We start from the raw sequence: 18469 nt of genomic DNA, 5'->3' as shown, positions 1-18469 counted from the left end.
TTTACGTAACTCAATATGCGATTTGGCTCCCCGCCCGAAGGCCGGGGAGCCGGGGTGTGGCCTAGACGGCGACACCCGCCAGAATGTCGGCGACAGTGTAAAACGAACCAAACACAATGACCATATCGTCCGGACTCGATGCGGCCAACGCTGCCTGATAAGCGGCGCTGACATCATCAAACTCCCTGGCAGGGCCCTTGCCCTCTCCCAACGCCGCAGCCAGTTGCGCAGCGGTGGCGGCGCGCGGGCCGGTGAGGCTGGCCAGATACCACTCGCCGATCAGACCATCGAGTTCGGCAAGGGATCCCGCCATGTCCTTGTCTTTGAGCATGCCGACCACGGCACGGCGTACACCCGCGCAGGGCATCTTGCGCAATTGCGCTGCCAGATAGGCTGCCGAATGGGGGTTATGGGCCACATCGACGATCACCAGCGGCGCACTTTGCAGCTGCTGCATCCGGCCAGCCAGCCGGGCATTGGCCAGCCCGTCACGAATGGCGGACTCCGGCAGCGGCAAGCCGAGGGATTCCAGCGCCGCCAGCACGGTTACAGCGTTCATCAGCGGCAGCGCCGGTTTTGGCAGATCCCGCCACTGGTTGAGGCCGTGATAATCCCAACCGCTCTCGTGCTCATCGCCACGAAAATCGATACCGACCTGACGCAGGTTGGCGCCGAGGCGCAGCGCTTCGCTCGCGATAGTCGCGGGCGGATTAGGCTCGCCACTGATGGCGGGTTTACCGGCACGATAGACCCCAGCCTTCTCCACCGCCACAGCTTCGCGGGTATCCCCCAGCCAGTCGCAATGATCGAGGGCAATGGAGGTGATCATCGCCACATCGGACTCCACCACGTTGGTGGCGTCGAGCCGGCCACCCAGCCCCACTTCCAGCAGCAGCACATCGGGGGCGGCGCGGCAGAAGAGCCACAAGCCAGCCAGGGTGGCGAACTCGAAGAAGGTAAGGGCAATCTCGCCGCGGGCCGTTTCCACCTCGGCAAAGGCGGCGCAGTGATCGCTGTCGGCCAGCTCTTGCCCGTTGACACGCACCCGCTCGGTAAAGCGCAGCAGATGGGGCGAGGAGTAGACGCCGACCTTGTAGCCTGCGGCCATCAGAATGCTGGCCGCCATGGCGCAGCTGGAGCCCTTGCCGTTGGTGCCCGCCACCGTGATCACCTTGAACGGCAGCTGGGTAAGCCCCATACGCCGGGCAACGGCACCGACCCGATCCAGCCCCATGTCGATATTAACCGGATGGATCTGCTCCAAATAAGAAAGCCAGTCGACAAGCGACCGGCTTTGGGATTGTTGCATGTTTGAACTCATCTTCACTCTTCGATGACGTGAGTATTCAGCATTTTGGCGAGCAGGCTGGCCAGACGGTTACGCATTTCACGGCGATCGATGATGATATCGATGGCACCCTTTTCCAGCAGGAACTCGGAGCGCTGGAAGCCTTCCGGCAGTTTCTCGCGCACGGTCTGCTCGATAACGCGCGGGCCGGCAAAGCCGATCAGCGCCTTGGGCTCGCCCACGTTGATGTCACCCAGCATCGCCAGACTGGCAGAGACGCCACCCATGGTGGGGTCGGTCAGCACGGAGATATAGGGCAGGCCCGCCTTGGTGAGTCGGTCCAGCGCAGCACTGGTCTTGGCCATCTGCATCAGGGAGAAGAGGGCTTCCTGCATGCGAGCACCACCAGAGGCGGAGAAGCAGACCAGGCCACGGCCTTCCTTGATGCACTCCTCGACGGCGCGCACGAAGCGGGCACCGACCACGGAGGCCATGGAGCCACCCATGAAGGAGAATTCGAACGAACAGGCAACAACCGGTACCCCTTTGAGGGTCCCTTTCATCACCACCAGCGCATCTTTCTCCGCCGTCTCTTTCTGAGCGGCAGACAAACGATCCTTGTAGCGCTTGGAATCCTTGAATTTCAGTACATCCTGCGGCTCCAGCTCGGCACCGATCTCGGTACGACCCTGCTCATCGAGGAAGCTCTCGAGACGGGCGCGGGCGCTGATGCGCATATGATGATCACACTTGGGGCACACTTCGAGGTTGCGCTCCAACTCTGCCCGGTAGAGCACCTGTTCACAAGCACTGCACTTGGTCCACACCCCTTCCGGAATGTTGTGACGACGGGGCGCAGTGATCTTGCTCTTGGGAAGAATCTTCTCAAGCCAGCTCATGGAATTCCTTAATGCTTTTGTGCCTGACAAAACGCATCGAGCCTAGATTGTTCAATGACTTAATAGCTCGATGGCAACAAATGACGGGTCATTAAACCACAATTTTTCGGGCGCAGTTACTAAAAACTGGTCGTACCCGGTGCCGAGTCCGGCAGCCACAGCGGGCCGAGCGGCAACTGCGGCAGAGCAAACTCGGCCGGGTAATCCACATCGACCAGATAGAGGCCACCGGCCTTAGCGGTCGGCCCGGCCAGATTGCGATCCTTGGCAGCCAGCACCTCGGCAATCCACTCCACCGGTTTGAGCCCCTGCCCCACCAGCAGCAGGGAGCCTGTGATGTTGCGCACCATATGGTGCAGGAAGGCGTTGGCCTTGATGTCGAGCACGATGTAGGGGCCGGAGCGGCTGACACACAGATGGGTCACATTGCGCCACGGGGTGTTGGATTGGCAGGCGACGGCACGGAAGGTGCTGAAGTCGTGCTCCCCCAGCAGGCTCTGGCCCGCCTGGTGCATCAACTCCGCATCGATGGTCTCGTGGTAGTGGCTGACGCCACTACCGAGGATCGCCGGCCGGTAGTTGTGGTTGTAGATGACATAGCGGTAGCGACGGGCGGTGGCGCTGAAGCGGGCGTGGAAGCTCTCGTCCACCTGCTTGACCCAGCGCACGGCGATATCCGGCGGCAGGTTGGAATTGAGCCCCAGGGTCCAGGCCCCTTCGGCACGGTTCGCCTCGGTATCGAAGTGGATCACCTGACCGGTCGCATGGACACCGGCATCGGTGCGTCCGGCACACTGGATGGAGACAGGGTGGTTGGCGATCCGGCTCAGCGCCGTCTCCAGTTCAGCCTGCACGCTGATCACTTCACGCTGACGCTGCCAGCCGAAATACCGGCTGCCGTCATATTCAATACCTAGGGCAATTCGCATGGATAAACTTGTCTTGTTGTGAAAAAGCAGTGAAAGAAACGGGGCGGATTATACGCGCTCAGCCCGAAAAGTCCCACCACACGCCGCAATTGGCCTGGATGGTCAGCCTGCGCGGCCATGACCCCCCATCGCAAATCGCCAAAAGAAGAGGGCAGCCTGCTGGCTGCCCCCGTTTTGCTGATCCCGTGATGGGAGATGCTTTAGCCCAACCGCTTGAGCAACTTCTCGGCTTCGGCGCGCTGGTGATCGCTACCCTGTTCCGCTGCCTCTTGCAGCAGCTCGCGGGCGCTATCCTTGTCGTCAATCTCGAGGTAGGCACGGGCCAGATCCAGCTTGGCACCCACACCGCCGTCGTCGGCATCCACATCAAATCCGGTGGATTCCGGCAGCACCTCGGGGAAGCCATCGAGCCCCACATCCAGCGAGAAGCCCTGATACGGCTCCTGCTCCGGCGCGGTGGCATCCGCTTCGGCCAGCAGCTTGTCGATCTCGACGTAGCCGCTCTCCTGCGCTTGCTCACGGGGCTGCACATCGGCCGGATGAGACTCCACCTCGGCGAACGCGTCTTCGAAATCGGAGAGCGCCAGCTCGTTGGGGTCCCACTCCAGATCCAGCTCGGCTTCCTTCGCCTTGACAGGCTCAAGACCGAGCTCGGCCAGCATGGCATCCGCACTCTCGTCGGCGTCCTCTGCGGCACTGAGATCAATGGCGTTGTCATCTTTCCCTGTGGCGGGCTCGTCGAGGGCACTGTCGAAATCGCCGAGATCGAAGCTCGCCAGATCGTCATCAGCGGCGCCGACTTCGTCGATGGAGCTCAAATCTGGCTCGAGGTCGGCGGAGAGATCCGCATCCAGCTCGGCAAACAGGGCTGCCTGCAGCTCCTCTTCGCTCATGATCTCGTCAGCAGCCTTAGGCTTGGGGTTGAACTCACTGGCCAGATCCATGGCGGGCTCGTTGGCCAGCGCGATGGGCTCATCCAGCGAGAGATCGAGATCCGGCACCAGATCCGGGTCACGACTGGCTGGCTGGGCCGCCATCCGCTCGGGCTCAAAGCCCTGCAGCTCCATCTCGCCCTCGTCGCTGAACACCAGATCGACATCCGGCTTGGCAGCCGGCTCGTCAGGCTCCATCGGCATAAAGCCATCCGGGGTGTTGAGATCCGGCACCGGGCGCACCGGCTCGTTGTCGGTCACATCGACGCTCAGCAGATCATCAAACTCGCTCTGCTCCTGATCCATCATCATGGCGGTGGATTCGGAGAGACTCTTCTCCTGCTCTTCCAGTTCGCGGCGAGCACGGGCACGCAGCCACAGAGTCACCAGCGCCAATACCAGCAGCACCGGCAGCAGGATGATCATGGCGAGGTTGAGCGGTGAGGAGAGCAGATCCATCAACCAGTTTTTCTCAGGCTCAGGCTCGGCTGCCACTGGCGGGACCGGTTGGGCCTTGAGCTCGGCAATCTCTTTTTGCAGCGCGGTCTGATCCTGCAGCTGGGCCTTGAGGGTCTCCACCTCTTCGGTCAGGGATTGCAGACGCAGCTTGAGCCTGTGGTTCATCTCGGTCACCTGGCCGAGCTGGGCATTGGCATCTTCCAGTGCCAGCGCCATCTCGGTAGCCGGTTTGCCCACCGGTTTATCCAGATCGGAAGGCAGAGGCGCCGGTGTGGTGCCTTCTGCAGCGCTCGGAGCAGGTGCTACCGCCTCTTTCGGCGAAGGCTCGCTCACCTTGGCCACTTCTTTGGTTTCAGCCGCCGGTTGCGGTGCCACCACCGGGGCGGGAATGGGGGCGGCTTTCGCCACTGGCAGCGGCGCAGGCGCAGCCTTCACCGGCTCGGTCTTGGCGGCTTCAACCTTCGCGGGTTTGGCGGCAGCCGGCTTGGGGGTATGGGCCTGCTTGTCAGCCAGATATTTGGGGCTTAACCCCTTCCAGCTGGCGTTGTCGCTGCGGAACTTGGCGCGGGCCTGTGCATCAGTGATGACGCTCGCCTCGGCCGCGGTCGGCAGCAGAATGCGGGAACCCACCAGAATGTGGTTGATATTGCCATCGGCAAAACTGCGGGGGTTTTTCTCGTAAATCGCCACCATGGTCTGGTAGACGCTGACCCGATTGGAGGGGCGATATTTGCTCGCCAGGCTCCAGAGGGTATCGGTCGGACGAACAGGGCCATAGCTACCGGCATTGGCAGTGACCTGACGCACCACCGGCTGGGCGGTTGCACGCACCGGTTGCGCCACGGGTCTGGCGACCGGCTGCGCCAGCGGCTGGGAATTGACGGCGGGAGGTGCGGGTTCGTCAGGGCCTTTTAGCTCGACAAAAAAAGGCTCCCGCGCCGAGTCTTCAGCCTGGACGGTGCCCAGCAGACCCAATGCGAGTAGCGTTGCCAATGTTATGCGGGAATGTCCCATATTCGTTCCTTCGTATGACGGCCCTATCACATTGAAAAATCTGGATAGTTACCCCAAAACAGTCGGTTCAATATAAATCAGGCTCGCCTGGCAAGCCAGCAGTCCGACACATTTAGCACCCAACTTGACCCTGAGTGTAGGAAAAAACTTAATCAGTTGATATCGCAACAGAATCTTGAAGTGACGGAGTGCGGCATGGGTCACACCCCGGTTTGATCACAGGCCGGATGCGCAGCACTCCCTGCTGCGCATCTGTGGCATCTGACCAGCCTTACAGATAGTCGCGAACCAGCAGCTCGGCAATCTGTACACTGTTGGTTGCCGCGCCCTTACGAACGTTATCGGCCACGATCCACATATTGATACCACTTGGATGAGAAATATCCTGGCGCACCCGACCCACCAGCACCTCATCCTTGCCGGTTGCGTCACGCACCGGGGTCGGATAGTCCCCTTCGTCATCAAACAGGGTTACACCCGGCGCATTGCGCAGCAGGTCCTTGACCTGTTCGGCATCGAGCGGCTGGTGCAGTTCGACGTGTACCGCCTCGGCGTGGCCGTAGAAGACCGGCACCCGCACGCAGGTGGGGTTCACGGCAATGCTGGCATCCCCTAGGATCTTCTGGGTTTCCCATACCATCTTCATCTCTTCACGGGTGTAGCCGTTGTCAGTGAAGCTGTCGATCTGCGGGATCAGGTTAAAGGCGATCTGTTGCGGATAGAGGGTCGGTTCCACCGGACGACCGTTGAGCAGATGAGCAGTCTGGCCAGCCAGCTCGCTGACCCCCTCTTTGCCGGAGCCTGACACGGATTGATAGGTGGCCACGTTGATGCGGGCAATGCCCACTTCGTCGTGCAGTGGCTTCAGGGCCACCAGCATCTGGATGGTGGAGCAGTTGGGGTTGGCGATGATGTTGCGATTGCGAAAATCGGCCAGCGCATCCGGGTTCACTTCCGGGATCACCAGCGGGATATCTTCGTCGTAACGGAAGCAGGAGGTGTTGTCGATGACGATACAACCGTGCTCGGCAGCAATCGGCGCCCACTTGGCCGAGACCTCGGCTCCGGCGGAGAACAGTGCGATCTGCACCTGGCTCCAGTCAAACTCCTCCACATCGAGGATCTCGAGGTTCTTACCGCCAAAACGCACGGTATCACCGGCACTGCGGCTGGAAGCCAGCGGATAGAGGGTCGCTACCGGAAATTCGCGCTCTTCCAGGATCTCGATCATCGCCTGACCCACGGCGCCGCTGGCACCCAATACCGCTACATTAAACTGCTGGCTCATTCTGTTCTCCTCTGATAATGCTGCAATGGCGCCGGGTGGCGCCATGGTCGGCAGGCTCCCGCGCTGCGAGATGACGCTGCCAGATATGGCTGAGCCGGCGCAGTAGCATCTGCTCCACCTCAGTAAAAAAATGGGGGCGAAGTAGCCAGTACGGCTCACCCCTGCCGGTTGTCTTCCAACTCCTAGTCCCCGATTCAGGGGCGTGACAGCACAAATCCCAGCTCGCCCAGCGCCTGGTCGGCAAACGCCCCCTCGATCTGCAGGGAGGATAGTTCACGGCGCTCGGGGTAGTGTTTGCGCTGCTCATCAAAGCTGCCTGGCAAGCCGAGTCGGGTCCGGAAACGGGCATCATCGCGGCGCACGTCATAAACCAGATGCACCAGCTGCTTGATCAGCGCCTGATCCGGCGCGCGGCCCGGCACCACCGCCTGCACATCGGGGGCGGGCAACAGCCGACTCAAATCCTGACGAGGCTGGCGTCCCAGCTGCTGGCAGAGCGCCTGGTAGAGCATCCAGGTACCGCGGGCCTTCCCCTCCAGGCTGTAACCGGCGATATGGGGGGTGGCAATCTCGGTATGGGGCACCAGCGCAGCCAGTGGCTCGGGCTCGTTCTCCCACACATCCATCACCAGTCGCAACGGCTTATCGCTCAGCTGGCGTGCCAGCAGGGCCCGGTTATCCCACACCTCGCCACGGGAAGCATTGATCAGGATCTGCCCTGCCGGGCGCGCGGCAATCTGTTCGGCATCGAGCAGATGGTAGGTGGCATCCAGCCCTTCACGGGTGATAGGCACGTGGAAGCTGACGATATCGGCACCAAGAGCGGCCTGGTAATCGACAAAGCCCGCATCGGGGGTATTACGCGCCTTGGGTGGATCGCAGCGCAGTACCCGCATGCCGAGCGCTTGGGCCTTGGTCGCCACGCACTCGCCGGTATTGCCCGCGCCAATCACCGCCAACGTCATGGCCGAGAGGTCGAGTTCATAACGCTCCGCCAGCACCAGCAGGGCGGAGAGCACATAATCCCCCACCGAATACTTGTTGCAACCGGGGGCGCTGAAGAAGGGAATATTGCGGCTTGCCAGCAGCGCCTTGTCCACATGGTCTGTGCCTATGGTGGCGGTGCCGACAAACCCGAGTTTGGGGCTGGTCGCCAGCAAATCGCCGTTGACGCGGGTGACCGAACGCACCAGCAGCACATCGGCATCCAGCAGATCGCAGGCCTGCATCTGCCGTCCGGGCAAGGCGATCACCTCGCCAAATTCGGCAAACAGCTCCACGGCATGGGGCATATTCTCATCAACGACTATCTTCATCGGGCTCTCTTTGGTCACAACCGCCACGGGGGCGCCATTCTAGCGCAAAGCCGCCCGAGATTTCAGCCTGTGATGCAATCCGGCGCAAAAGGGGACCAGATTGCGCGGCAGGCGCTCCATCCGCCCGCTCAAACAGAGGATGTCGCCACAAATGTGTAAGCAGAAGTAACAAACGTGCTGCTCGGCTTTGTCCGGGCATATCACGGTGGCACAATGCCCCTCTTTTTTCGCGATCGCCCATACCCACCATGCCGCCACACGCTTCGTCGCTCCCAACGTCAACCGCCTCACTCACCCGCAGCCAGGTACTTGGCTTCACAGCCCTGTTAATCCTGCCCCTGCTGCTGCTCGCCACATTGCCCTGGCAGCCTTTTCTGACCGGCTCCCTGCAATCAGGCTGGTTATGGTGGTCATACGCCCTTACCCGCATGGTCGATATTCCCGGGATCGGGGTCAGTGGCGCCCTCTTGCTGCTGCTGACCCGCTACAAACTGAGACTGGAGTGGGCCTCCTTCATTGCGCTGGGGTGTGCACTGGCAGCCCTGCTCGCCAGCGACTGGGTGCTCAAAAGCCTGATCAAACACCTGACCGAAGAGCCCAGACCCTATCTGCTCTGGCTTGAGAGTCAGGCGCTGATCCCGGCCATCAAGCACTTCTACGCCAGTAGCATCGATGTGCGCAGTGAACAGGTTCACGCCGCCAGCCAGTTGCTGGCCCTGCCAGAGTGGCTCGGCCACCACTGGCAGGCCGAGGTGAACTATGCCTTCCCCTCCGGCCACAGCATCGCCGCCATCAGCCTGGCTCAATTTTTTGGTCTGATCTGGCTGGCCCGCGCTCCCACGGGCGTCTGGCTGCTGCCACTGTGGGCATTGGGAATTGGTCTGTCGCGCATGGTAATGGGGATGCACTGGCCGGTGGATGTGCTGGCCAGCGCCCTGCTGGGGTCGCTCACGGCGCTGATTGCCGCCCGCTGGTGGCTGCACAGATATTGAATCCTGCGCCATCTTGCCGCGGCCGACTGCGTGGGATGGGAGGACAAGCCAGCGCTTTTTTGCCATAATGCCGCCTCATTTTATCCCGACCGAGATCCCATGACCGACGCAGTTCATACCCTCAAGGGCCGTTTCCGTGGTTTTTACCCCGTCGTCATCGATGTTGAAACAGCCGGGTTCAACGCCAAGACCGATGCCCTGCTCGAAATCGCGGCCTACACCCTGAAAATGGATGAGCAGGGCTGGCTCGTTCCCGATCAGGTATTCCACTTTCATGTCGAACCCTTCGAAGGGGCCAACCTGGAAAAGGCTGCGCTGGAGTTCACCGGCATCGACCCCTACAACCCGTTGCGTGGCGCTGTCTCGGAAAAAGAGGCGCTGACCGAGATCTTCAAGGGGATCCGCAAGGGGATGAAGGAGCAGGATTGCGGCCGCGCCATCATAGTGGCCCACAACGCCACCTTTGATCACGGCTTCGTGATGGCAGCCGCCGAGCGCGCTGGCCTCAAGCGCAATCCGTTCCACCCGTTTGCCACCTTCGACACCGCAGCTCTCTCCGGATTGGCGCTGGGTCAGACCGTGCTGGCCAAAGCGTGCCAGAGCGCCCGCATCCCGTTTGACAATAAAGAGGCGCACTCTGCCCTCTATGACACCGAACGCACCACAGAGCTGTTCTGTCATATCGTTAACCGCTGGAAGAGCATGGGGGGTTGGCCGCCAGCGCATCCGGATGATGACACAACCGATGCTCCTGCCGACGATGAGGGGCAAGAATAAACGGACGAAGGCTGCCACTGGCAGCCTTCGCTTTTTGGGGAAGTGATTGATTGCACGGCGCATCGGAAATCGCTATCAACGTCACTATCCACCGCTGCGCACGGGATGCATGGAGACAAACAGGTCACAAACCCTCATGTTGAGCAACCTTGTGCCACATGCTGCTGCGATATGAGGGGTTTGACTGATTTTTTTCTCGACATTTGTCACATTTTTCGCAAACTAACTCCCCTTCACATGACAGACAGCAATAACAAACTATAAGGAAATCAAATGAATCCAGTTGTTATCGCAGTCGGGCTGATGCTGGTGCTCAGTCTGCTGCGGATCAATGTGGTGGTCTCGCTGGCGCTGGGGGCCATTGCTGGCGGCCTGGTCGGTGGGCTGTCGTTGACCGATACCCTCACCACCTTCAGCGGTGGCCTGGGCGGTGGCGCCGAGATTGCTCTCTCCTACGCCATGCTGGGCGCCTTTGCGGTTGCCATCTCCCGCTCCGGGATCACCGACCTGCTGGCCCGCAAGGTGATCAACCAGCTGGGCAAGGATGCCAGCTCGACCCGCATCATGTGGGTCAAAACCCTGCTGCTCTCTTCCGTGCTGGCCGTGGCGATCTCCTCCCAGAACCTGATCCCGGTTCACATCGCCTTTATTCCCATCCTGATCCCGCCGCTGCTGCATGTGATGGCGCAGATGCAGATCGACCGTCGTCAGGTGGCCTGTGTCATCACTTTTGGTCTGACCGCCACCTATATGGTGCTGCCGGTCGGCTTTGGTGGCATCTTCCTGAACAACATTCTGGCCAAGAACCTGATCGATAACGGCGTGCCCATCACCACCAGCCAGATCCCGCTGGCGATGGCCATTCCGGTCGCCGGTATGGTACTGGGCCTGCTGATTGCGGTATTCATCAGCTATCGCAAACCGCGCCAGTACGATCTGGCCAAGATCCTGGATGCCGAGCCCGAAGCGGTCGAGCTCAACCTTACCCACATCTGGGTGGCTCTGCTGGCCATTGGCGTGGCGCTGGGGCTGCAACTGATGACCAACAGCATCGTACTGGGTGCACTGGCCGGTTTTGTCATCTTCACCTGCGGCGGCGTCATCAAGTTTCGCGAAAGCCAGGATGCCTTCACTCAGGGGGTGCGGATGATGTCGCTGATCGGCTTCATCATGATCTCCGCCGCCGGTTTTGCCGCCGTGATGAAGGCAACTCACGGGGTCGACTCTCTGGTTCAGGTGGTCGCCTCCGGCATCGGTCAGCACAAGGGGATCGCCGCCTTCCTGATGCTGCTAGTGGGTCTGCTCATCACCATGGGGATCGGTTCTTCCTTCTCCACCGTGCCCATCATCGCCACCATCTATGTGCCGCTCTGTCTGCAGCTTGGCTTCTCACCAATGGCGATCATCGCACTGGTTGGTACCGCTGGCGCGCTGGGGGATGCGGGTTCACCAGCCTCCGACTCGACTCTGGGCCCCACCTCCGGCCTTAACGCCGACGGCCAGCACGACCATATCTGGGACAGCGTGGTGCCCACCTTTATTCACTACAACATCCCGCTGGTGATCTTCGGCTGGATTGCCGCCATGGTGCTCTGATAGCCCTTCAGGCTGCGACCTCTGTACATCACAATGCAAAACAAGAAGGCGACCAGATGGTCGCCTTCTTCATTGATGCCAACCAATTACCCCGCTCGATATGAATAATGACGGCCAGCCAGACAAAGCCTCTGAGCGGCCACCTAGTCGCCACCCCTTGCGATCGCCGGAGTCAGCGGACGCAATGCTGTCACTCCCCGTACAACCATCCGCCCAATTGCACACTTCACAACACCTGGCCTTGAGACCATAAGATTGTTCTTCTCTCTGCGAGCTCCTATGGATTGCACAATGATGTACTGCACTATCATTGCACTATCGGTTCGCTCAACGCCTGCCAATACAGAGAAACGGCTGCATGCCCTGATCTATGGCAGAACGGCGGATGATACCCAACCACGTCACAACCGCCTGTCGAGTAGGAAAGGTATTCTCTCTTTCCCCGACATCCAGTTATCAAATAGTGGCCATCATGCGCTCACCCATGTAACGGCTTATGCCGATCTGGCGTTCAGTAAGCACACAGGGTAAACCGCAGGCAGAAAAAAGGCCGCTCAATGAGCGGCCTTCTTCATAACGGGATCAGCAATCAGCTTTCGCGACGCTTGCCACCGAATTTGCGATCTTTGTTGAAGCCACCTTCACGGCGCTCCCCGCTCTTGTTGAACGGACGGTCACCCTGGGGACGGCGATCCTTGTTGAAAGGACGGTCGCCACGGAACGGACGATCACCACGGGGCGGACGGCTGCTGGTGTTGCCACCGGCCGGCACTTCGGTGTAGCGGGTGATTTGCAGCGGACGCTGGCAAACACGGGCTTTCTTGATCACTTCCAGTACATCTGCGGTCATGCCTTTCGGCAGATCGACGGTGGAGAAGTCATCAGCGATGTCGATGTTGCCGATGAAGCGGCTCTCGATGTTCGCTTCGTTGGCGATGGCGCCTACGATCTGGCCCGGCTTGACACCGTGATGGGCACCCACGTCTACGCGATAGCGCTCCATCTCCACGTCCGGGTTGTCTTTCAGCGGACGCGGCTCCAGGGACGGCATGCGACGGGCAGGACGATCGCCACGGTCACCGAAGTCACGACCACCACGGTCGTTGAAGTCACGGCGCTCGAAGCCACCACGATCGTTGCTGTTGTTGAACAGCGGATCCGGAATGGAGTCATCCAGCAGCAGCGGTTGGTCACCCTGTACCAGCTTGGCCAGTGCGGCAGCCAGCTCCAGCGGATCGGCAGAATCCTCTTCGATCAGCTCGTTTACCAAGTTGTGGTAGATCTCGAGCTCTTCACCCATCATGGTTTCGCGGATACGCTCCTTGAACTTGGCCAGACGATGCTGGTTGATGTCCTCGGTGCTCGGCATCTTCATCGGCTCGATGGCCTGACGAGTTGCGTGCTCGATGGCGCGCAGCATGCGACGCTCGCGGGGAGCGACGAACAGGATGGCTTCGCCTTTACGACCAGCACGACCGGTACGGCCGATACGGTGTACGTAAGATTCGGTGTCGTACGGAATGTCGTAGTTCACTACGTGAGTGATGCGCTCAACGTCCAGACCACGGGCAACCACGTCGGTGGCGATCAGGATATCCAGCTGGCCCTGACGCAGTTTGTCGACAGTACGCTCACGCAATTTCTGCGGGATGTCGCCATGCAGCGCTTCACAGGCGTGACCACGGGCGGCCAGCTTGCCCGCCAGCTCTTCGGCAGCGTTCTTGGTACGCACGAACACCAGCAGGGCTTCGTAGGATTCCACTTCCAGCAGACGGGTCATGGCGTCCAGCTTGTGCAGACCGGTTACCTGCCAGTAGCGCTGGCGAATAGTGGTCGCGGTAGCAGTCTTGGAGGCGATCTTGATCTCTTTGGGCTGCTTCAGGTGCTTCTGGGCCACGCGACGGATCTGCTCCGGCATGGTGGCAGAGAACAGGGCAACCTGACGAGTGCTCGGGCACTGCTCCATGATCCAGTCAACGTCGTCGATGAAGCCCATACGCAGCATTTCATCAGCTTCGTCCAGTACCAGTGCTTTCAGGCCGGAGAGGTCCAAATTCTTGCGACGGATCAGGTCCATCACGCGGCCCGGAGTACCGACGACAACCTGGGCACCGCGACGCAGGGCGCGGGTCTGGGTTTCGTAGGAGGCACCGCCGTAGATGGGCAGTACGTGGAAATCAGGCATGTGGTGTGCGTAGCGTTGGCACGCTTCAGCCACTTGCAGCGCCAGTTCACGGGTAGGCGCCAGCACCAGGATCTGGGTGTTGCGGTTACCAGCTTCCAGACGAGACAACAGAGGCAAGGCAAAAGCAGCGGTCTTCCCTGTACCGGTTTGCGCCTGCCCCAGCAGATCGTGTCCCGCCATCAGGTGGGGAATTGCTGCGGCCTGGATCGGTGACGGGCGCTCATAGCCCACGTCCTGCAGCGCTTTCAATACAGGCGCGGCCAGTCCAAGCTCACTAAAAAGGGGCAGTTGTTCGGTATCAGACATAGATTCTTCCAGATTAAGGCAGGCGGCTAACACCGCGGAATAGCAAAAAGGCGGCGATTATAGCGCCACTTTGTTCTGCTGTCTTGAAAAATGTGATAAGCCTCTCAAGACGTTGGCAATTATAGAGGGATCTGACGAGTATGGCTTGCTTATTTTGCACTCATAGTGCGTTATTGCAGATCACTCCTCGCTGGAGTCCTTGCCCCGCTTGTGTTTGAGCACCGCCATGGTCAGTCGGCTGGTGCACAATAAACGCTCACGTTCATCCCGAATTTCAATCTGCCACACCTGGGTTGTTGCTCCCAGATGGAGCGGCGCGCAACGCCCGGTCACCACCCCTTCCCGCTTGGCTCGCAGATGGTTGGCATTCACCTCCAACCCCATACAGTAGCTATCTGGCCCGACAGCCATATTGGCGGCAATCGATCCCAAGGTTTCCGCCAGCACCACGGATGCGCCGCCATGCAGCATGCCAAGGGGCTGGTGAGTGCGATGATCCACCGGCATGGTCGCTTCAAGCCAATCGGTGCCAAAAGCGGTGTAGACGATATCGAGATGGGCCATCAGGGTGTTGCGAGAGGTGGCGTTGAGCCCCTCCAGACTCATGGGTTTACGCCAGATGGGCGCAATATCGTGACTCATTACGAGCAGACTCCTTATTTAAGCGATGAATGCGTACCGATATGGGTGAAACGCCCTCCATCGGCAAAATGGTTCGGTTATGTGAGTTGTTGGTTACCAGGTGACGTGGTAACAACGCAGCCCCGACCCGGCGCTGCGTTTTACACAATCATGCCCTTAAGCGGGATGTCACCAGGGGTAGGTAACACCGGGCCACTCGGCCCAGGGCATCTCCCGACCCGGCAAGCGGGGCTCAGACCACTGCCACACGTTGGCGAGCCAGTCGCGCAGCAGCCCTTCCAACTCTTCATCACTGATGGAGGCCTCGGCCACCTTCCAGAAGAAGAGCTCCACCGCTACCTCCGGCAACACAGAGGGGTAGAGATAAACCCCACCCCAAAATTGCGGCTCCCGATCCGGACTCCAGAGGCCATAGGCGAACGAGCGCTTGGCCAGAAACTCCGACTGCTGCCACTCCAGATCTCCTTCGTGCTGGCTCAGGCTGAAGTTGGCTGAGGGCCAGAGATCGTGCGGGCGAAACAGCTGATGGAGCTGCTGGCGCTCGCGCAACATGGCGACAAACTCCACCACAGCCTGAGCGGGGGTAGCGGGTAACAGCAAGAAACGTGGATGCCGATAAGCCTTCGGCACCCGAAACCGCTTGGGAAACGTCAGCATCAGAGCAGCTCCAGCAGGGCTTGCAATGGATGTTTGAGCTTTTCCCCCTCCATCCGCTTGACCTGACTGCGGCACGAATAGCCGGTCGCCAGGCAGCGCGCTTTGGGCAGGCGGGCGAGCGGGTCGGCCCAGCTCAACCCATAGATGCCCTTGGAGTTCTCCACCTGTTTGACGTCGTGACCATAGGTGCCCGCCATACCGCAGCAACCCACAGAGACCGGCTGCAAGCTGGCCCCGAAACGGCCAAACAGGGTGCTCCAGTCACCGTGAGTGGAGGGCTTGGCGGTCTTCTCGGTGCAGTGGGCAAACAGATACCAGGGCTCGCCCCCCTCCCCGCTCTTGGTCTTGTCGGTTCGAGCAGGCAACTGATCTACCGGCAGCGAGAGCAGCCACTCCTGCGGCAACAACACCTGAAAATCGCCGCGAGCCGACCCCAGCACCTTGGCATACTCGTCGCGATAGCAGAGCACCATGGCCGGATCCACCCCCACCATGGGAATGCCAAGCGCCGCCACCTTGTTGAGGAACTGGGCGCTGTTGGCCGCGGTACGGGCAAAGGCGCGCAGGAACCCCTTGATATGCTGGGGTTTACCGTTGGGTTTAAAGGGCAGCAAGTAGGGCTGGAACCCGAGCTTGCTGGCGAGTTTCACCAGGTCGCGCACCACAGGGGCGTCGTAATAGCTGGTGAAGGGGTCCTGCACGATGAGCACAACCTGCTTGCGCTGCTCGGCACTCATCCGCTCCAGACCCGGCAGATCAAAATAGCGGGCGCGGTTGTCATGCAGGCTCTCGGCCAAGGTCGGCACCGAGAGCAGCGGCACATCGACCATGCCGATGCTCTTCTCGGTCGCCTTCTGGGCCCACTCTTTTTCGAGGAAAAAGTTGACCAGCTTCGGCGCCTTGGCAAGCAACGGCGCATAGCTCTCCACCGTGCCGACGAAGTAATCCTTGGGGGCGCGCAGGTAGCGGCCATGATAAAGCTGCATAAAGCGGGCGCGAAAATCGGGCACATCCACCTTGATCGGGCACTGGCTGGTGCACGCCTTGCAGGCCAGACAGCCAGCCATCGCCTCCATCACCTCGTGGGAGAAGTCATACTCGCCGCGCTGTTTGGCCCAGCTGTTGCGCACCTTGTCCACCAGCTGTTTGAAGCGCACACCACCGGATTGCAGCGCCACCTCTTCCGCTAGCGGATCGAAGCCCTGCTCCGCCAGCTGACGCAACCATTCACGCATCAGACCCGCCCGCCCCTTGGGGGAGTGGCGGCGATCACGGCTGATCTTGACCGAGGGGCACATGGGGGAGTCGGTCTCGAAGGTGAAGCAGAGACCGTTGCCGTTGCAATCCATGGCGCGGGTGTAGCTGGTACGCACCGCGAGCGGGATCTGGCGGTCATACTTGCCACGCTTGGGGCCATCCACCGACACCAGCTCGGCGCCGCTACCGTAGGGGATACAGATCTTGCCCGGGTTGATGCGGTTGGCCGGGTCGAACGCCCCCTTGACCCGCTGCAGCTCTTCCCACAGCTCGCCAAAGAAGGCGGGGCTGTATTCGGAGCGAAAGCCCTTGCCGTGCTCCCCCCACATCAGGCCGCCATATTTGGCGGTGAGCGCCACCACCTGATCGGAGATACGCCGCAGCAGCACCTCCTGCTCGGGATCGCACAAATCCAGCGCCGGGCGCACGTGCAGCACACCGGCATCAACGTGGCCAAACATGCCGTAGTCGAGGCCGTGGGCGTCCAGCAGGGCACGAAACTCCATGATGAAATCGGCCAGTGACTCTGGCGGCACGGCGGTATCTTCAGTGAAGGCCACCGGCTTCTTGCGTCCTTCGGCGTTGCCAAGCAGCCCCACCGACTTCTTGCGCATGGTGTAGATGGTTTCGATGCTCGGCAGGTGGTCACACACCTGATAGCCGATAATCCCGGCCTCGCCCTTGGCCAGCAGCTCGTCGATACGACGGCAGAGCTCCACCACCTTGGCCTTGTGTTCTGCCTCGTCGGTATCGGCAAACTCGACGATGTTGAGCCCCTGCAGATCCTTGCCGGGCACATCCTGAATAAGATCTTTCACCGAATGCCAGATGATGTCGGCACGGGCCAGCCCGAGCACCCGGGAGTCCACCGTCTCCACCGATAGGGCCTGCGCCTGCACCATAAATGGGGCGTTGCGCAGAGCCGAAGGAAAGCTGTCGTACTTGACGTTCACGAGCGTACGGTAGCGCGGGATGGGGGTGATATTGAGTTTGGCTTCGGTGATAAAGCCAAGCGATCCTTCAGATCCGCACAGCACCCGGCTCACATCCAGGGTATCTGTGTCGGGTTGATAGAGGTGCTTGAGATCGTAACCGGTCAGAAAGCGGTTGAGCTTGGGGAAGGTCGCCTCGATGTCGGCGCGGCGCTCCTTGCCGATGCGATAGAGGGTGCGATAGATCTCTCCTTCCCGACTCTCCAGCGCCAGCTTGTCGGCCAGTCGCTCACCGGTCAGCGGCTCGGTCGCCATGATGTCGCCATTCTCCAGCACCGCTTTGAGCCCCAGCACGTGATCCGAGGTTTTGCCGTAGACCAGCGACCCCTGCCCCGAGGCATCTGTGTTGATCATGCCCCCTAAGGTGGCGCGGTTGGAGGTGGAGAGATCCGGCGAGAAGAAGTAGCCATGGGGCTTGAGATAGGCGTTGAGCTGGTCTTTCACCACCCCGGCCTGGGCGCGCACCCACCCCTCTTCCAGATTAATTTCCATGATCTGGTTCATATAACGGGAGAGATCGACGATAATGCCGCCGCCCAATGACTGACCATTGGTGCCGGTACCGCCACCGCGAGGGAAAAAACTCAAGGAGGTGAACGCCGGCTCTGCGGCCAGCTTGAGCATCACTGCTATGTCATCCGCACTGCGCGGATAGAGAACCGCCTGAGGTACTACCTGATAGACGCTGTTATCCGTCGCCATCGCCAACCGGCTTGCATAAGACTTTTCGATATCACCACGAAATGCGCTGCGCTCTAGCAACTCAAGAAACTGCAGGGTTGCGGGTGACAAACTGTCCTGGTAATCGAGTCTCGGGATCATGAATCCTTGTTCCCATCCTTTGCTTGATGCCGGCACGCCGGCGACAACGACTGGCCAGCCGCCTGTCAATGGCAGTCAGGCCAGTCCGCTCACATGTGAGCGGGCAGTATATCAGCTA

General features: G+C 60.4%; 13 protein-coding genes. 3 read left to right on the top strand and 10 right to left on the bottom strand.

The genetic code is table 11. The annotated features are described in order from the left end of the window. Window positions 1–61: 61 nt before the first annotated feature. From folC to ACB035_RS02125, 6 genes are all read right to left on the bottom strand, one after another. On the bottom strand, window positions 62–1321 hold the full coding sequence (gene folC, locus ACB035_RS02150) for a bifunctional tetrahydrofolate synthase/dihydrofolate synthase (RefSeq protein ID WP_371166568.1): 1260 nt from the start codon (window positions 1319–1321) through the stop codon (window positions 62–64). A 2-nt stretch (window positions 1322–1323) separates the two neighbouring features. Further along, window positions 1324–2187: an acetyl-CoA carboxylase, carboxyltransferase subunit beta gene (gene accD, locus ACB035_RS02145; RefSeq protein ID WP_005333765.1), complete on the bottom strand. Its 864-nt coding sequence runs from the start codon at window positions 2185–2187 to the stop codon at window positions 1324–1326. Between the two features lie 119 nt (window positions 2188–2306). Next, entirely contained in the window at window positions 2307–3116 is an 810-nt protein-coding gene (truA, locus tag ACB035_RS02140; protein WP_040066446.1) for a tRNA pseudouridine(38-40) synthase TruA, read from the bottom strand. 200 nt (window positions 3117–3316) lie between these two features. After that, entirely contained in the window at window positions 3317–5521 is a 2205-nt protein-coding gene (locus tag ACB035_RS02135; protein WP_371166567.1) for a FimV/HubP family polar landmark protein, read from the bottom strand. Between the two features lie 271 nt (window positions 5522–5792). Continuing rightward, window positions 5793–6809 (bottom strand): aspartate-semialdehyde dehydrogenase, encoded by a 1017-nt coding sequence (locus ACB035_RS02130; RefSeq protein WP_005344937.1) that lies wholly within the window; start codon window positions 6807–6809, stop codon window positions 5793–5795. Window positions 6810–7003: 194 nt separating this feature from the next. Beyond that, window positions 7004–8125 carry a 4-phosphoerythronate dehydrogenase gene (locus tag ACB035_RS02125; protein WP_371166566.1) on the bottom strand — a complete coding sequence of 374 codons (1122 nt, stop codon included), beginning with the start codon at window positions 8123–8125 and terminating at the stop codon, window positions 7004–7006. A 248-nt stretch (window positions 8126–8373) separates the two neighbouring features. Between ACB035_RS02125 and ACB035_RS02120 the strand changes: the two genes are divergently transcribed. The 3 genes from ACB035_RS02120 (at window position 8374) to ACB035_RS02110 (ending at window position 11490) form a co-directional block, all read left to right on the top strand. Next, window positions 8374–9117: a phosphatase PAP2 family protein gene (locus ACB035_RS02120; protein ID WP_371166565.1), complete on the top strand. Its 744-nt coding sequence runs from the start codon at window positions 8374–8376 to the stop codon at window positions 9115–9117. A gap of 99 nt (window positions 9118–9216) precedes the next feature. Further along, window positions 9217–9894, top strand: coding sequence for a ribonuclease T (gene rnt / locus ACB035_RS02115; RefSeq protein ID WP_005333780.1), 678 nt, complete (start codon window positions 9217–9219; stop codon window positions 9892–9894). A gap of 273 nt (window positions 9895–10167) precedes the next feature. Beyond that, complete coding sequence (locus ACB035_RS02110) at window positions 10168–11490, top strand: Na+/H+ antiporter family protein (protein ID WP_005361308.1); 1323 nt, start codon at window positions 10168–10170, stop codon at window positions 11488–11490. A gap of 589 nt (window positions 11491–12079) precedes the next feature. Here ACB035_RS02110 and ACB035_RS02105 read toward each other — a convergent pair. The 4 genes from ACB035_RS02105 to ACB035_RS02090 form a co-directional block, all read right to left on the bottom strand. Continuing rightward, window positions 12080–13981: a DEAD/DEAH box helicase gene (locus ACB035_RS02105; RefSeq protein ID WP_047438936.1), complete on the bottom strand. Its 1902-nt coding sequence runs from the start codon at window positions 13979–13981 to the stop codon at window positions 12080–12082. A 180-nt stretch (window positions 13982–14161) separates the two neighbouring features. Next, complete coding sequence (locus tag ACB035_RS02100; protein ID WP_371166564.1) at window positions 14162–14623, bottom strand: hotdog fold thioesterase; 462 nt, start codon at window positions 14621–14623, stop codon at window positions 14162–14164. Between the two features lie 168 nt (window positions 14624–14791). Further along, on the bottom strand, window positions 14792–15280 hold the full coding sequence (locus ACB035_RS02095) for a hypothetical protein (RefSeq protein WP_371166563.1): 489 nt from the start codon (window positions 15278–15280) through the stop codon (window positions 14792–14794). After that, complete coding sequence (locus ACB035_RS02090; RefSeq protein ID WP_371166562.1) at window positions 15280–18351, bottom strand: FAD-binding and (Fe-S)-binding domain-containing protein; 3072 nt, start codon at window positions 18349–18351, stop codon at window positions 15280–15282. Before ACB035_RS02090 ends, ACB035_RS02095 begins: the two co-directional genes overlap by 1 nt. Window positions 18352–18469: the final 118 nt, after the last annotated feature.

The sequence above is a fragment of the Aeromonas sp. S12(2024) genome, assembly GCF_041402305.1.
Taxonomy (GTDB): domain Bacteria; phylum Pseudomonadota; class Gammaproteobacteria; order Enterobacterales; family Aeromonadaceae; genus Aeromonas; species Aeromonas veronii.
This window is presented reverse-complemented; position numbering and strand designations above follow the sequence as displayed.

Bases quoted from the DNA above. Each gene is read 5' to 3' on its own strand.
- folC (WP_371166568.1), bottom strand. From the start codon at position 1,321: ATGAGTTCAAACATGCAACAATCCCAAAGCCGGTCGCTTGTCGACTGG.
- accD (WP_005333765.1), bottom strand. From the start codon at position 2,187: ATGAGCTGGCTTGAGAAGATTCTTCCCAAGAGCAAGATCACTGCGCCC.
- truA (WP_040066446.1), bottom strand. From the start codon at position 3,116: ATGCGAATTGCCCTAGGTATTGAATATGACGGCAGCCGGTATTTCGGC.
- ACB035_RS02135 (WP_371166567.1), bottom strand. From the start codon at position 5,521: ATGGGACATTCCCGCATAACATTGGCAACGCTACTCGCATTGGGTCTG.
- ACB035_RS02130 (WP_005344937.1), bottom strand. From the start codon at position 6,809: ATGAGCCAGCAGTTTAATGTAGCGGTATTGGGTGCCAGCGGCGCCGTG.
- ACB035_RS02125 (WP_371166566.1), bottom strand. From the start codon at position 8,125: ATGAAGATAGTCGTTGATGAGAATATGCCCCATGCCGTGGAGCTGTTT.
- ACB035_RS02120 (WP_371166565.1), top strand. From the start codon at position 8,374: ATGCCGCCACACGCTTCGTCGCTCCCAACGTCAACCGCCTCACTCACC.
- rnt (WP_005333780.1), top strand. From the start codon at position 9,217: ATGACCGACGCAGTTCATACCCTCAAGGGCCGTTTCCGTGGTTTTTAC.
- ACB035_RS02110 (WP_005361308.1), top strand. From the start codon at position 10,168: ATGAATCCAGTTGTTATCGCAGTCGGGCTGATGCTGGTGCTCAGTCTG.
- ACB035_RS02105 (WP_047438936.1), bottom strand. From the start codon at position 13,981: ATGTCTGATACCGAACAACTGCCCCTTTTTAGTGAGCTTGGACTGGCC.
- ACB035_RS02100 (WP_371166564.1), bottom strand. From the start codon at position 14,623: ATGAGTCACGATATTGCGCCCATCTGGCGTAAACCCATGAGTCTGGAG.
- ACB035_RS02095 (WP_371166563.1), bottom strand. From the start codon at position 15,280: ATGCTGACGTTTCCCAAGCGGTTTCGGGTGCCGAAGGCTTATCGGCAT.
- ACB035_RS02090 (WP_371166562.1), bottom strand. From the start codon at position 18,351: ATGATCCCGAGACTCGATTACCAGGACAGTTTGTCACCCGCAACCCTG.